Origin of the sequence: Cellulophaga sp. L1A9 (assembly GCF_009797025.1) — a bacterium.
GTDB lineage: Bacteria > Bacteroidota > Bacteroidia > Flavobacteriales > Flavobacteriaceae > Cellulophaga.
This window is the reverse complement of the sequence record NZ_CP047027.1, coordinates 2,637,638-2,651,752: the sequence shown is the minus strand read 5'-3', so window position 1 is coordinate 2,651,752 and position 14,115 is coordinate 2,637,638. Positions and strand designations below refer to the sequence as shown.

Below are 14,115 nucleotides of genomic sequence, written 5' to 3'. Positions count from 1 at the left end.
TTGTGCCTCTTAAAAGGGCTGTTTAAATACATAGGTCTAACCTTTTATTTAAACAGCCCTTAGTGTTTACATGATATTTATGAGCTTAGTTAGATTAAAAATAAAGGGGATATCTTACAGTCAGACGCAAAATGGTGCGTATGCCCTGATATTGAATGAAGTTGAAGGTGATCGGAAGTTACCTATTGTTATTGGTGCTTTTGAAGCTCAATCCATAGCTATTGCTTTAGAAAAAGAAATAAAGCCTCCTAGACCCTTAACGCACGACCTATTCAAAAATTTTGCTGATAGGTTTGACATCGTGGTCAAACAAGTGATTATTCACAAACTTGTAGATGGTGTTTTCTATTCTAGCATTATCTGTGAACGCGATAAAATCGAAGAGATCATTGATGCAAGAACTAGTGATGCTATTGCTTTAGCACTTCGTTTTAACGCTCCAATTTTTACCTATAAAACTATTTTGGACAAAGCTGGTATTTTCTTGAAATTTTCAAACAAAGACAAAGAAAATGAAACGGCCGATGATAGCATCATGGTTAATGAAATTTTACAAGAAGGAGAGACCGTAGAAATTACAGGATCTGCCTCCGACGGCTATTCTGAGCTTTCCATAGAGGAGCTCTACAAAGAATTAGACAATGCAGTGACCAGTGAAAATTATGAGAAAGCTGCCAAATTAAGGGATGAAATTTCCAAACGCCAATAATTACTTTATTTTAATTTTATTTTGATGAAAAAAAGCCTTTGGTTAACGCTAATCTTAATTGTACTAGCTCTCCCTGTTTTTGCTCAAGACATTATACCGTTAGACACTATTACAGCTTCTGCGGATACAAGCACCATAAATGATCTTTCTTCTTTTGAACTTGTTTCACCTAAAATACTTCCAAATGAAGGTTTTACGCTTAATAGCTTTTTAAGAGGAATTTTAGGAATGGTCTCTTTAATTTTAGTTTCTTTTCTTTTTAGCTCCAACAGAAAAGCCATTAATTGGAGAACAGTATTGATTGGTTTAGGCTTGCAATTAATTATAGCTATTGGAGTTTTAAAAGTGCCTTTTATTCAATACATATTTGACAAAATTGGCAAACTTTTCGTAAAAGTTTTAGAATTTACAACTGCGGGTAGTAAATTTTTATTTGAAGGTTTAGTGGTTGACATGGATACTTTCGGATTCATATTTGCATTCCAAGTGCTTCCTACCATTATCTTCTTTTCGGCATTAACCTCTGTCCTCTTTTATTTAGGAATCATTCAAAAAGTAGTAAAAGTTTTAGCTTGGCTACTCACCAAAACTTTAGGCATTTCTGGAGCAGAAAGCTTAAGTGTTGCCGGTAATATCTTTTTAGGCCAAACAGAAGCTCCGCTTTTGATAAAAGCCTATTTAGAAAAAATGAATAAATCAGAAATTCTTTTAGTCATGATTGGCGGTATGGCGACCGTTGCTGGTGCAGTTTTAGCAGCATATATCGGATTTTTGGGGGGAGATGACGAAATTCTTAGATTACAATTTGCAAAACACCTTTTAGCAGCATCGGTAATGGCAGCTCCTGGAGCCATTGTAATATCCAAAATATTATATCCACAAACGGAACCAATTAACACAGATGTACATGTGTCTACAGAGAAAATTGGATCTAACTTTTTAGACGCTATTGCTAACGGAACCACTGAAGGCTTAAAATTAGCGGTAAATGTTGGCGCGATGCTTCTTGTATTCGTAGCTTTCATTGCTATGATTAATTCGGTTTTTGCAGAAATAGGAGATTTCACCCATTTAAATGGTTGGATTGCCGAAAACTCATCTTATGGAAAACTATCTCTTGAATCTATATTAGGTACCATTTTCGCACCACTTATGTGGCTTATTGGTATAGGAAAAGAAGATGTTATGCTTATGGGGCAATTGCTAGGAATAAAACTTGCGGCTAGTGAATTTATAGGCTACATACAATTAGCAGACTTAAAAGATGCTGCCAATGGAGTACATTTTACCTATAATAAATCTGTTATCATGGCAACTTATATGCTGTGTGGATTCGCTAACTTCGCTTCCATTGGAATTCAAATTGGAGGTATTGGATCATTAGCTCCGGGCCAACGTAAAACGTTATCTGAATTTGGTCTTAAAGCAGTATTAGGTGGCTCCTTAGCCTCTTTACTTTCCGCTACCATTGCAGGGATGATTCTAGGGTAATTCGCTACGGTAATAGCAATCTCCTTTTAAATATATTACAAGCACATGAATTCTATTTATTTTAAAATAGAATCACATTCCATTTGATTTCTTATTTTTGATCCTAGATAAGCTTTCACACCATAAACATAAGCTACCTTACTATTATGAAACAATATCACGATTTATTAAACCACGTATTAGAAACAGGAAATCAGAAAGGCGACCGTACAGGTACGGGAACTAAGAGTGTTTTTGGGTATCAAATGCGATTTGATCTAAGTGAAGGGTTTCCAATGATTACTACCAAAAAATTGCATTTAAAGTCTATCATCTATGAATTGCTTTGGTTTTTAAAGGGTGATACCAATATTGCTTATTTGAAAGAAAATGGCGTACGTATTTGGAATGATTGGGCAGATGAAAATGGCGATTTAGGTCCTGTTTATGGCCATCAATGGCGTAATTGGAACAGTGAAGACATCGATCAAATAAAAGACGTGGTTGAAACGTTAAAAAACAACCCTAATAGCAGAAGAATGCTCATCTCTGCATGGAACCCTAGTGTATTACCAGATACCACTAAATCCTTCTCTGAAAACGTTGCCAACGGAAAAGCCGCGTTACCTCCATGCCATGCTTTCTTTCAGTTTTATGTTGCAGACGGGAAATTATCTTGTCAGTTATACCAACGTAGTGCAGATATATTTTTAGGGGTCCCTTTTAATATTGCTTCCTATGCTTTATTTACAATGATGATGGCGCAAGCTTGTGGCTATGAGGCAGGAGATTTCATTCACACTTTTGGCGATGCACATATATATAACAATCATATGGATCAAGTGGAACTGCAATTGAGTAGAGATCCTAGACCACTACCAAAAATGCTTTTAAACCCAGAAGTGAAGAATATCTTTGATTTTACATTTGAAGACTTTACCTTAGTAGACTATAATCCGCATCCACATATAAAAGGCGTGGTTGCTATATAACCACACCATGAAAAAAATCTATGTAATCGCTTTCTTATTTCTAAGTTTTCAAAACGTAGCAACAGCACAACAAGAGATAAGTATCGAAGAAATTGAAGATGACACCCCTGAGGTTCCTTTTATGATTTTAGACCAAGCTCCCATTTTTCCAGGTTGCGAAGGTGAAGAAATAGAAGATAAAACAGCATGTTTTCAAGAAAAATTGATGGACCATATTAATGCAAATTTCAGGTATCCGGAGGAAGCGAAAAAAGAAAACATTCAAGGGAGGGTTTTTTGTAGATTCTTAATCGATGAAACAGGAAAAATAACGAACATATCTGTTAGAGGATCTCACGAGTTATTGGAAAATGAAGCTAGAAGAATTACGGAGTTAATCCCCAATATGCTACAACCCGGCCAACATGGCGGCAAAATTGTTAGAACCCCATACTCACTTCCATTTACCTTTAAACTTTAATATGAAGCACATTTTCACATACCTCTTAGTACTAATTTCTAGCACAACACACCTTTACAGTCAAGAAGATACCGCAATAACTTATTTTCCTGCAGAACAATTGATACATCAAAATTGTAAAAATTCTAAAGCCCCCAATCAGTGCTTAGAATCTATTATTTTAAAAAAAGTAGAAACAGCATTATCCAACATAGAAAATCCCACTAAAACCTATAAAGACACCTTAAACATTTTTGTAAATTTTAATACAAACCCAGTAGGCGAAATTATTGAAGACAACATATTGACTTTTGCAAACGATTCAATCATTAGACGGAAAATTGGAGATTCGCTAAAAAAGTCTATTGCCAAAATTCCTGCGTTCAGAGTAGAAAATAGAAAAACGGAGAAATACGCATCAGTACACGCATTTAATTTCTATTTCAGACAAGGAGCTCGTCATAACTTCATACCAATCAACACTCCAGAAAATGAAATTTATCAAGGCGGAGAAATTACAAGAATCCCCATATTTGAACATCAGACATATATAGATCAACGTACGGATCAACGAAATTTTAATTCAAAAATAGCTAATCACATTAGAAAACAATTAAGATATCCTGAAATAGCCCTAGAAATGGGCATACAAGGAGTTGTCTATGTAAATTTCAAAATTAATAAAGAAGGAGAGGTAGAAAAAATGAGAGCAAAAGGACCCGCACCTTTAATTGAAGAAGCTCTATCCATTATCTCTAAACTTCCAACATTTAGACCTGGAACACTAAATGGACAGGCAGTTAGTATTGCTTTTACAATTCCAATCTCATTTAAATTATGAGTCGTCCTAAAATAGGTTGACAGTTTTTAAATAATTAATATTAAACCAGAGAAGCTAGCTTCTCTGGTTTTTTGTTGTGTATAAAGTTAGGTGTTTTATATTTTAGACTCAAGTGTGGTCTTTTGTTATTATACGTTCTTATTGATTCTGCTACGAGCTTTTTCAACTCTTTGCCACTGTTACATTTATAGATTAAGAATTCCCCTTTCAATATGCCGTTCATTCGTTCTGCCAATGCATTTTGGTAGCAATCATACCCATCTGTCATTGATGCGGTCATATTACTTAGCTGTAGTTCTTTTTGGTATATGGCCGAGCAATACTGCAATCCTCTATCGGAATGATGAATTATATCTTTGTTCGTTAATCTATTGTTGTTCGCCATTTTTACTGCCTTTACCACATTCTCGGCACTCATATCGTCACTAAGATGATACCCCATTATTTTTCTACTATAGGCATCGGTCACCAAGGATAGATAATGTGTACGCTCCCTACTTTTAATGTATGTAATATCACTGACGAAGTATTCCTCTGGTCTAGAAACTTTGATTTCTTTCATCAGATTAGGATGTTTTCTAAGCCAATGGTTAGAGTTTGTTGTCTTGGTGTAATTCTTCCTTGGCTTTATAAGCATTGATTCTGAGCGTAAATATCCAAACAGGGCATCTCTTCCTATTTTTAATTTGTGCTTTGCGAATTCATCCTTTAACAAATAATACAACTTTCGTGTACCGAGCCTGGGCATATCCTTACGAAGACCTTCGACCAAGTTCTTTACTTTTACTAACTCTTGATCTCTTTTTATGATACGTTTTTCTGCTTGGTAGACAGCTTGTCTACTTATCCCAAACAATCGACAACAACGAGATAAACTTAATCGTTGTTCTTGTCGGATGCGCTGGATTGAATGGGCAAATGCTTTTTTCTAATAGCAGTACCATACTGTTTATCAGAGATGTCGATCATAGTGTTGAGAATTTTATTCCTCAATTTTTCATCGGAAAGCTCTCTCTCCAAGCGTTTGATTTTCTGTGCAGGTGTTTCTTTTGATTTTGGCATTTGACGGCGTATAGGTTTGCTCCAATCTAATGTACCATGTTTTCTCAGCCAAACCAAAACAGTACTTCTACCTTGAATACCATAAGCCTTCTGCGCCTGCTTATAAGTCATCTCGCCTTTTTCAACCTGATGGACAACACTTAATTTAAAGCCCAGATTATAATCGCGCTGGGTACGCTTGTTTACTGTAATAATTGTACGTTTCATGAATAAGTCGATTTTATGTCAACTTATTTCAGGACGAGACATTACAATAAAAAAAGCCGAAACAATTTGTTTCGGCTTTATATAGGATTTAATACGTTCAATTATAATTCTAGCACAGCATTCTCTGCTCCTGCAAATTCATTCCATTGATAACGATCTGCCTCCGCTTCATTAACATAGGTATCATCAATAAGATATCTAAATTCGTATGACGCCTCTTTAGGTAAGTCCATAGTACCTTTAAAAGTACCATTCTTTAATTTCCTTAAAGTTCCTTTTTTAGGATTCCAATTATTGAAATCTCCTACTACATAAACTTTAGAAGCTTCTTCTGCTGGTACTGTAAAAGTTACTTTACATACCGGCTTACTTTTTAAATACTGTTTTGTGATGGCCATAGCGTTATCGTTTAAATTCATTACAAAGCAAATCAATATATAATTGATAAACAACTAGTTAACATCGATTTGTCAAATTGGTAAATTTACATTTACAAAAAATTAGAATTCTCAATTAAATATAAGATTTTTTTGTATATACGAAGTCTTTAGCTCATTTTTTTTATGACATTTATAACTTTAGCAACATTTTTGGTGGTATTAAAGAAATGAAAACTAAGTCTTATGCCATCTCCTCGTTGCGAACATATAATGTCATTATTGCGTAAAGCATCGAACATTTTCTGATCTCCCCTAATATTAAAAATAGTACTATGCTTTTTTCTTTTTAAAACAACATCTTCTAATAAATTTAATTTAGAAAACTCTCTAAATGCCAATTCACCCAACGCTTTATTAGTATCGCCAATAGAATCCATTCCTACATCTTTTAGGAAATCAAGAGAACATTTTAAACTTCCAAAACTCAATGTATCTAAATGTCCTGGTTCAAAATGTTTAATAAATTTTATGCTCTCAAATCCATCAACCATACCGTCCGCAGAATTAAAGCCAGCACTCTTTAAATTAAAATGATTTTTAACATCCTCCTTAAAAAGCATAAATCCATTACCACTTCCTGCCAATAACCATTTATAGCCACTGGCTCCCAAAACATCTATGGCAGAATTTTCAAAATCAAAATCTTCCGTACCACAGTATTGCGTACCATCTGCAATAATTATTAATTCAGGAAACTCCACCTTTAATTTTTTTAAAAAATCTAAATCAATTTTAATTCCATTTAACCACTGCACAATACTAAGTGCTAAAACCGTGATTTTTTTTGTTTTAATTTCTTTAAGTATTTCGTCCTCTAGATTATCTTGTTGTATAGACACATAATTAACATCAAACCCACGGCTCACAAATGGCCATTTAAGCGATGGATAGTCATCATCTAACAATAGTACCTTATGCTTTGCATCTAAGCCCTCTAATAACATATTAATCCCCAGTGAAAAATTCTGGACTAAAGCCACATTATCCGTAGAACAGTTAAAAAAAGAACCTACAGTTTCTCTTACGCCCTTTAATAATTTAGCTGCCTTAAGTTTAAAGTCGCTACCCACAATCAAATAATCTAAATCGTGTTCTTGACGCCAATCTAATAAGCCATCATACATGATACCGTATGCGGCTGTATTCGCATAAATGGATTGATCTAAAATTGGAAACTCTTTAATTATCTTTTGCATGATGATATGTTAAAATAGGATTATACTATCTTTGTGAGTAAAGATACTAATTGAGATGTTTTCAAAAGCAAAAAAAGAAACGGATATAAATTTAGAGCAGCATGAGCTATTAGAACATGCTCAAGTACGTATCAAGCAAAAGAAACGTCTTTACGCACATTTTATCATTTTTTTAGTTGGGAGTGTCTTTTTGGTGCTCATTAATAAAATACTTAAATACGGCGAAGCGTATGACTGGTTTATTTGGGCAATACTGTTCTGGGCATTTTTATTTGTAATGCATCTTATAAATGTATTTGTTACCCAAAAATTTATGGGTTTAGATTGGGAACGTAGTCAAAGAGAGAAGTTAGTTAAAAAACAAAAATTGCGAATTGCAGAACTTCAAAAAGAAATAGAGACTGAATTTCCTATTTCTCAAATAAATAAAAAAAAAGAAGATTGAAAACAGTTACTCTAATAGCAGCTGCAGCTGAAAACAATGCCTTAGGAAAGGATAATGACTTGCTTTGGCACCTTCCTGATGATTTTAAGCGATTTAAATTGCTTACGACTGGCCATCCGATACTCATGGGGCGAAAAACCTTCGAAAGCTTTCCTAAACCATTACCAAACAGAACACACATCATCATCACCAGAGACAAAAACTATACGACCGACTTTGAAAATTGCATCGTGGTACATTCCCTAGAAGACGCATTGAGTGCTGGCACATTACTTCATGATGATGTATTTATTATTGGCGGTGGTGAAATATATGCTTTAGGTTTAGAAAAAGCAACTCACATAGAACTTACAAGAGTGCACGCAAATTTTGAAGCCGATGCTTTTTTTCCTGATTTTGATAAAAATAGATGGAAATTAATCAAAGAAACTTACCATCCGAAAGATGAAAAGCACGATTATGATTTTACTTATATGACGTATCAATTAAAAATTTAAAAAATCTACAGACACCTCATAATCCATTAAAAAGTGTTTTAACTCTTCCGAACTTTTATTGCTATAAAACTTGTGTTTTGGTCGCTGATTATTTGCAGATAAATTAAATTTTTCTAGGATACTTTTAGTTTGCTTTGCTACGGCCTCTCCTGAATCAATTATCGTAACTTTATCTGACACTATATCTTGAATTACGGGAATTAAATAAGGATAATGTGTACATCCTAAAACCAAATAATCTATCCCTTTTTCTATCATAGGAGTCAGGTATTTCATCAAAAGCGCCTTAACTTCTATACTATCAACTTTACCTGCCTCAATTAAAGGCACTAAGCCCTCCCCATCTTGATCGAGAAGCGTTATCCCTTCAGAATAATTTTTGGAGGTCGTATTAAAAAGTGCACTGGTCAAAGTCCCCTTTGTTGCGAGCACTCCTATCGTTTTTGATTTAGAGTTCAATGCCGCAGGTTTAATCGCAGGTTCTATACCTATAAAAGGAACATCATAAGTCTCTCTAAGGTAGGCTATCGCATTGGTTGTGGCGGTATTACACGCGACAACTATTATCTTACAGCCTCGATTTAAAAGAAACTCTGTATTCTTAATGCTTAGTCTTAAAATTTCTTCCGCAGATTTTTCTCCGTAAGGCGCATTTTTACTGTCCGCTAAGTAAATAGTTTCCTCATGAGGTAATAATTTGTGTATTTCTTTCCAAATAGAAGTGCCACCCACACCAGAATCAAAAATACCTATAGGCTGTAAACTCATAAGATTAACAAAAATAATTATAGTTTAAAGTTACATTAAAAACACAATCAAAGAAAACAAGTACTACTGTAAATAAAAAAAGCCCACATAAAGTGGGCTTTTAAATAGTTTAAGTTCTTGTATTAGAAACCTAATTCCTTTTTTACTAATGGTAATAAATCTGTTCCTTTAGCAACGATAACACCGCTCCCTTGAGAAGAATCTAATACATAGTTTACACCTTGAGCTGCTGCTACTTTTTCGATAGCCGCTTTAGCTTTATCTGAAATAGGACCTAACAAAGCAACTTGCTTAGTTTGTAATTCCTGACTTGCTTTTTGCTGAGCGCTTTGAATATTTTTTTGAGCTTCTTGTAACTCTAAAGTTCTTTTTTGATTTTCTTCATCTGACTTACTTGGCGCTTCACTTTCGTACTGCTTAAATTTCCCTTGAAGAGAAGTCATTGAACTTTGAATATCTGCACCATACGTTTGCTCTAATTTCTTAAGCTCAGCTTCGGCAGCTTTCATCTCTGGCATTGCAGACATTAGTTCTGTTACGTTAATATGAGCCATTTTATTTTGTGCGTTAACAAAACTTGTAGCTGCTACAAATAAGACTACTGCTACTACTATTCCTTTTAAATGTTTCATGATTTTCAAATTACTTATTTTGAGTGTTAAATTAATGGTTTATTCCCGCTTGGGAGCTTTTTGAATTTAAAATTATTTAATTATTTTCTTTTTCCTCTTCTTCTTGAGCTGCTTTTTTCTTAGCCTCACGATCTTCTAGTAATTTCTTACGCCTAGCCTCATACGCTTTTTTGCGATCCTCACGTAACTTTAACTGCTCTGCACGCTTATCATCTGCTAATTTCTCTCTAGTTTCCTGAGCATCTTCCGCTTGTTCTTTTCTTTCTTTTAAAGCATCAGTCATTTCTCTTTCCACTGGCTCTAAATCACGCTTATTAATTTTCTCTCTTGCTGCACTAACTTTACGTGTTCTTGAAATAGCTTTTAAAACCAAATCACTAATATCTAATCTCTTCTCAGCATACAACATCACTACATCAGCAGATTTATCAAAAATCATATCGTAATTCTTGCTCTGACCAATTTTCTGTACTTCAGTAAAAACCTGATCTTGTATTGGCTGTATTAATCTTTGTTTTGATAAAAATAAATCGCCCCCTGGTCCAAATCTATCTTGCTGATAATCGAACATTTCCTTTTCAAGGATATTAATTTCTTCTTCGCGCTCTTCGATAAGCTCAGCGGTCAATAAAACTTTTTCAGCCATCAGATCCTTTTTCATTTGATCTACAGCACTTTTCTCTTGTTCAATTTCAAGCTTCCATTTCTGAACTTTATTATCGAGCTGCTCGTTTGCTTCTCTATACTCTTCAACGTTTTCTAAAATGTACTCCATATCTATATACGCTATTCTCACACCACGAGTTTGTGAGAAGCCATTTACAGACAGAAGAATTGCACTAATAACTAAAAGAACTTTTGTTTTCATTTCGTTTACATTTACTATAATAGAAAATATCGTGCCAAAATAATTAAATTATTTAAGAAAGCTATAAGATTATACAATTTAACTGCAAAAAACAGTTTTTATCTCACCAATAACAAAAAAAACACGTATTACTATCAAAATTAATAGAATTATTAATTAGGATGAAGGTAATACGTGTTTTTATATTTTTTATTTAAAACTGCTGACCAATAATAAAATGTGTCTGCCAACCGCTTGGTCCTACTGAACCTGGATTTAAATCGCTATCAAAGCCATATCCAAAGTCAATACCTAATAAACCAAAGGCAGGCATAAATATACGCAACCCAGCACCTACAGATCTTTTTATCTCAAAAGGATTAAATTCTTTAAAGCTAGAGAAAGCATTTCCCCCTTCAGCAAATACAAGACCATAGATTGAAGCAGATGGCTTAAGTGTTAAAGGATAACGTAATTCCATAGAAAATTTATTGTAAATCACACCCCCACCTTGCTCAGTACTTCCGGTAAGTTCATTCGTAACATAAGGAGTTATCGATTGATTCTCATACCCTCTCAGCGCAATATTTTCACGACCATCTAAGGTAAAGTTCCCCATACCATCTCCACCAACATAGAAACGTTCAAAAGGCACATCACCAACACTACTGTTATAATTACCCAAGAAACCAAACTCAGCATTGGTACGCAACACTAAAGATTTATTACTCACATTACCAATTAAGGTAGTATACCAATCTCCTTTAAAGTTAACTTTATAAAACTCTAGCCACTTAAAACGTTCACGTTCTATTCTTTCAATTTCATCAGCATCAGAATTTTCATAAGCTGCAATTTCATCTTCATTTAATTGATCATAATCTGTTCCATTAAGCAAAGACCATGGCGGCGTAAATTTTGCTTTAATCTCAAAGTTAGATCCTGATGTTGGAAAAATTGGATTTGTACCTGCCGATCTTCTAGAGATCCCCAAGGTATACGCCAGAGAATTTACTTTCCCATTTCCAAAATTAAATAGGCCTAAATTATAATCTTGAAAATTATATAATTGATATCCTACAGAATGAGATATCGTAAAGAAATCATCTGGCCATTGCACACGTTTTGCAATCCCTAAAGTAATACCTGTAATGGAGAATTGTTGATCTTTATCCACATCATAACTACCACTACTATTATAAGCAGCCGCAAACTGTTGTGTTCTTGATAAAGACATATTAAAACCTACTGGTTTTCTTCCTCCCAACCAAGGCTCCGAAAAGTTTAAGCTATACACTCTATACGTCTGACTTGCTTGTAAACGCAAAGCAAAGGTTTGACCATCTCCCATAGGAACTGGCTTATAAGATTCGCCATTAAATAAATTTTTAATAGAGAAGTTACTAAAAGACAATCCTAAAGTACCGATGAAACCACCACCACCATAACCACCTTGTAGTTCTATCTGACTTGAACCAGACTCTACCAAACTATAATTTAAATCTACAGTTCCTGAATTAGGATCCGGATTTAAAACATCTGGCTTTACATTCTCAGCATCAAAATATCCTAAAGCACCAAGCTCACGGATACTTCTAATAATATCTGCTTTATTGTATTTCTGACCTGGTCTTGTACGTAATTCACGATACACTACATGATCATTTGTTTTATCGTTACCATCTATAGTAACATGGTTAAGGAATGTTTCCTTACCTTCTATAATTCTGATTTCAAAATTAATAGTATCATTTGCTGCAGACATTTCTACAGGATTAATACTAGAAAACATATAACCATTGTTTTGATATAAGCTCGTTATATCATTTGGATCTGGCTTTGTATTATCTGCAATTCTCTCCTTAAGCAATACCCCATTATAAGTATCGCCTTTTCTAATTCCTAAAACAGTACTTAATTGTCTATCAGTATACACGGTATTACCAACGAAATTAATTTCTCCGAAATAATATTTATCACCTTCTTCTACCTTAATGGTAATATCAATAAGATCCTCCCCGTTTTTAGAAATAGAATCTGAAATAATACGTGCATCTCTATACCCTTTTTCCGCGTAGGTTTCTACTAATTTCACCAAATCAGCATCATACTCCTCAGGAATATATTTAGACCTTTTAAGTGTTAAAATATTTTTAAGTGATTTTTCTTTAGTCTTTTTTAGAGCTTTCTTAAGTCTCTTATCAGATAACTTCTCGTTTCCTTCGAAATTAATATTGCTGATTTTTACTTTGGTTCCTTTCTTAATATTAATTACCATGCTTTGTGCATTGGCTTCAGAAGTATCAACCGCTGTAGCAATAGTAACCTTGGTATTTAAAAACCCTTTCTTTTTGTATTTATTCTGAAGGTAATTTTTTGTATTAGAGATCAGGTTTTCAGTAATTTTCTTACCTTTCTTAAGGTCGGTGTCTTTTAAAATATCATCTACCTTACCTTTTTTTACACCATATACTGTTACATTAGAAAGTGTTGGTCGCTCTAGAATACTTAATTCTAAAAAAATACTCTCCCCTTCTATTTTTGTAATATAAAAGCTTATATCACTAAAAAGCTCTAAGTTCCACAACTTATTAATTATGGCACTAATTTCTTCACCAGGAACCGTAATTGGTTGCCCGTCTCTTAAACCGGTATAGGTTTTTACCGTTTGCTCATTGTAACTTTGAAGCCCCGTTACTTCTAAACCACCTAAAATGTACTTTTTACCTTCCTCGTAAGATGAATCATCTTGGGCGGTAGAAATTAGTGTGGATAGTAATAAAATAAAAGTAAGTGCTAATTGGGGAGAGGTGATTTTTTTTACACCTCTAGATAAGTTGTTCGCTAGTTTTTCCAAATCTTCGTTCTCTATTTTGGTAATTTAAAATTGCTTCCACCAAATGTTGCTCTGTAAAATCGGGCCATAAGACATTGGTAAAATATAGTTCAGCATATGCAATTTGCCAAAGTAAAAAATTACTAATCCTATGTTCTCCACTTGTACGTATAAGCAGGTCTACATCAGGTAAATCATGCGTGTAAAGATGGGTATTAATAATGGTATCGTCAATGTTTTCTGAGGAAATTATATTATTTTTAACTTTGATACTTATCTCTTGGATCGCATTTCTAAGCTCTTCCCTAGCACCATAACTAAGTGCCAAAGTCAAAGTCATACCTGTATTATTGCTAGTTTTCTGTATTACATCTAACAATTCTTTGTGCGCTCTTTTAGGCAAAGAAGCTATGTTTCCTATGGTATTTAGCTTAATACCATTTTCCATAAAGCTTGGCAACTCTTTTCGTAGTGATGAGACAAGAAGTCTCATTAAAGTATCTATTTCAAATTTTGGTCTTTTCCAATTTTCTGTAGAAAAAGTATAGAGTGTTAGGTAAGGAATTTTTATTTTAACACAAGATTCAACAACATCACGCACGGTTTTTACGCCATTCTCATGACCAAACACCCTCATTTTACCGTGTTGTTTAGCCCATCTTCCGTTACCATCCATTATGATAGCAAGGTGATCCGGCACTTTTGTTTTATCAATATTCTCTATAGTGTTCATA

The 14,115-nt window shown here is 34.1% G+C and carries 15 protein-coding genes; 7 read left to right on the top strand and 8 right to left on the bottom strand.

All coding sequences use genetic code 11. From position 1 onward, the window contains the following. Positions 1-79: 79 nt before the first annotated feature. The 5 genes from GQR94_RS11510 to GQR94_RS11490 all read left to right on the top strand — a co-directional run bounded on the left by GQR94_RS11510 (position 80) and on the right by GQR94_RS11490 (position 4,451). Positions 80-709, top strand: a complete 630-nt coding sequence (locus tag GQR94_RS11510; RefSeq protein WP_158975637.1) for a bifunctional nuclease family protein — start codon at positions 80-82, stop codon at positions 707-709. 24 nt (positions 710-733) lie between these two features. Beyond that, positions 734-2,200, top strand: coding sequence for a NupC/NupG family nucleoside CNT transporter (locus GQR94_RS11505; protein ID WP_158975636.1), 1,467 nt, complete (start codon positions 734-736; stop codon positions 2,198-2,200). Positions 2,201-2,346: 146 nt separating this feature from the next. Further along, positions 2,347-3,171, top strand: a complete 825-nt coding sequence (locus GQR94_RS11500) for a thymidylate synthase (RefSeq protein ID WP_158975635.1) — start codon at positions 2,347-2,349, stop codon at positions 3,169-3,171. A 7-nt stretch (positions 3,172-3,178) separates the two neighbouring features. Continuing rightward, positions 3,179-3,631 (top strand): energy transducer TonB, encoded by a 453-nt coding sequence (locus GQR94_RS11495; RefSeq protein WP_158975634.1) that lies wholly within the window; start codon positions 3,179-3,181, stop codon positions 3,629-3,631. 1 nt (position 3,632) lies between these two features. Next, positions 3,633-4,451: an energy transducer TonB gene (locus GQR94_RS11490; protein WP_158975633.1), complete on the top strand. Its 819-nt coding sequence runs from the start codon at positions 3,633-3,635 to the stop codon at positions 4,449-4,451. A 40-nt stretch (positions 4,452-4,491) separates the two neighbouring features. Here the strand turns inward: GQR94_RS11490 and GQR94_RS11485 are convergent. From GQR94_RS11485 to GQR94_RS11475, 3 genes are all read right to left on the bottom strand, one after another. Next, positions 4,492-5,720, bottom strand: a protein-coding gene (locus tag GQR94_RS11485; RefSeq protein ID WP_370458250.1) for an IS3 family transposase whose coding sequence is annotated in 2 segments (ribosomal slippage) — positions 4,492-5,366 and positions 5,366-5,720 — 1,230 coding nt in all. Because the reading frame shifts where the segments join, the coding sequence is not laid out codon by codon here. Between the two features lie 101 nt (positions 5,721-5,821). Continuing rightward, positions 5,822-6,118 carry an isoamylase early set domain-containing protein gene (locus GQR94_RS11480; RefSeq protein ID WP_158975632.1) on the bottom strand — a complete coding sequence of 99 codons (297 nt, stop codon included), beginning with the start codon at positions 6,116-6,118 and terminating at the stop codon, positions 5,822-5,824. A 149-nt stretch (positions 6,119-6,267) separates the two neighbouring features. Beyond that, positions 6,268-7,356, bottom strand: coding sequence for an aminotransferase class V-fold PLP-dependent enzyme (locus GQR94_RS11475; protein ID WP_158975631.1), 1,089 nt, complete (start codon positions 7,354-7,356; stop codon positions 6,268-6,270). 55 nt (positions 7,357-7,411) lie between these two features. On the opposite strand from GQR94_RS11475, the gene GQR94_RS11470 reads away from it, so the two are divergent. After that, entirely contained in the window at positions 7,412-7,801 is a 390-nt protein-coding gene (locus GQR94_RS11470; RefSeq protein WP_158975630.1) for a 2TM domain-containing protein, read from the top strand. Then, positions 7,798-8,298, top strand: coding sequence for a dihydrofolate reductase (locus tag GQR94_RS11465; RefSeq protein ID WP_158975629.1), 501 nt, complete (start codon positions 7,798-7,800; stop codon positions 8,296-8,298). The genes GQR94_RS11470 and GQR94_RS11465 overlap by 4 nt, the downstream gene beginning before the upstream one ends. On the opposite strand, the gene murI is transcribed toward GQR94_RS11465, so the two are convergent. The 5 genes from murI to GQR94_RS11440 all read right to left on the bottom strand — a co-directional run bounded on the left by murI (position 8,287) and on the right by GQR94_RS11440 (position 14,114). Then, positions 8,287-9,066 carry a glutamate racemase gene (gene murI, locus GQR94_RS11460; protein ID WP_158975628.1) on the bottom strand — a complete coding sequence of 260 codons (780 nt, stop codon included), beginning with the start codon at positions 9,064-9,066 and terminating at the stop codon, positions 8,287-8,289. The two genes, GQR94_RS11465 and murI, sit on opposite strands and share 12 nt — an antisense overlap. A gap of 122 nt (positions 9,067-9,188) precedes the next feature. Beyond that, complete coding sequence (locus tag GQR94_RS11455; protein ID WP_158975627.1) at positions 9,189-9,698, bottom strand: OmpH family outer membrane protein; 510 nt, start codon at positions 9,696-9,698, stop codon at positions 9,189-9,191. A 76-nt stretch (positions 9,699-9,774) separates the two neighbouring features. Then, on the bottom strand, positions 9,775-10,566 hold the full coding sequence (locus GQR94_RS11450; protein ID WP_158975626.1) for an OmpH family outer membrane protein: 792 nt from the start codon (positions 10,564-10,566) through the stop codon (positions 9,775-9,777). Positions 10,567-10,759: 193 nt separating this feature from the next. After that, complete coding sequence (locus tag GQR94_RS11445; protein WP_158975625.1) at positions 10,760-13,402, bottom strand: outer membrane protein assembly factor; 2,643 nt, start codon at positions 13,400-13,402, stop codon at positions 10,760-10,762. After that, positions 13,374-14,114 (bottom strand): isoprenyl transferase, encoded by a 741-nt coding sequence (locus GQR94_RS11440; RefSeq protein ID WP_158975624.1) that lies wholly within the window; start codon positions 14,112-14,114, stop codon positions 13,374-13,376. The genes GQR94_RS11445 and GQR94_RS11440 overlap by 29 nt, the downstream gene beginning before the upstream one ends. Position 14,115 lies beyond the last annotated feature (1 nt).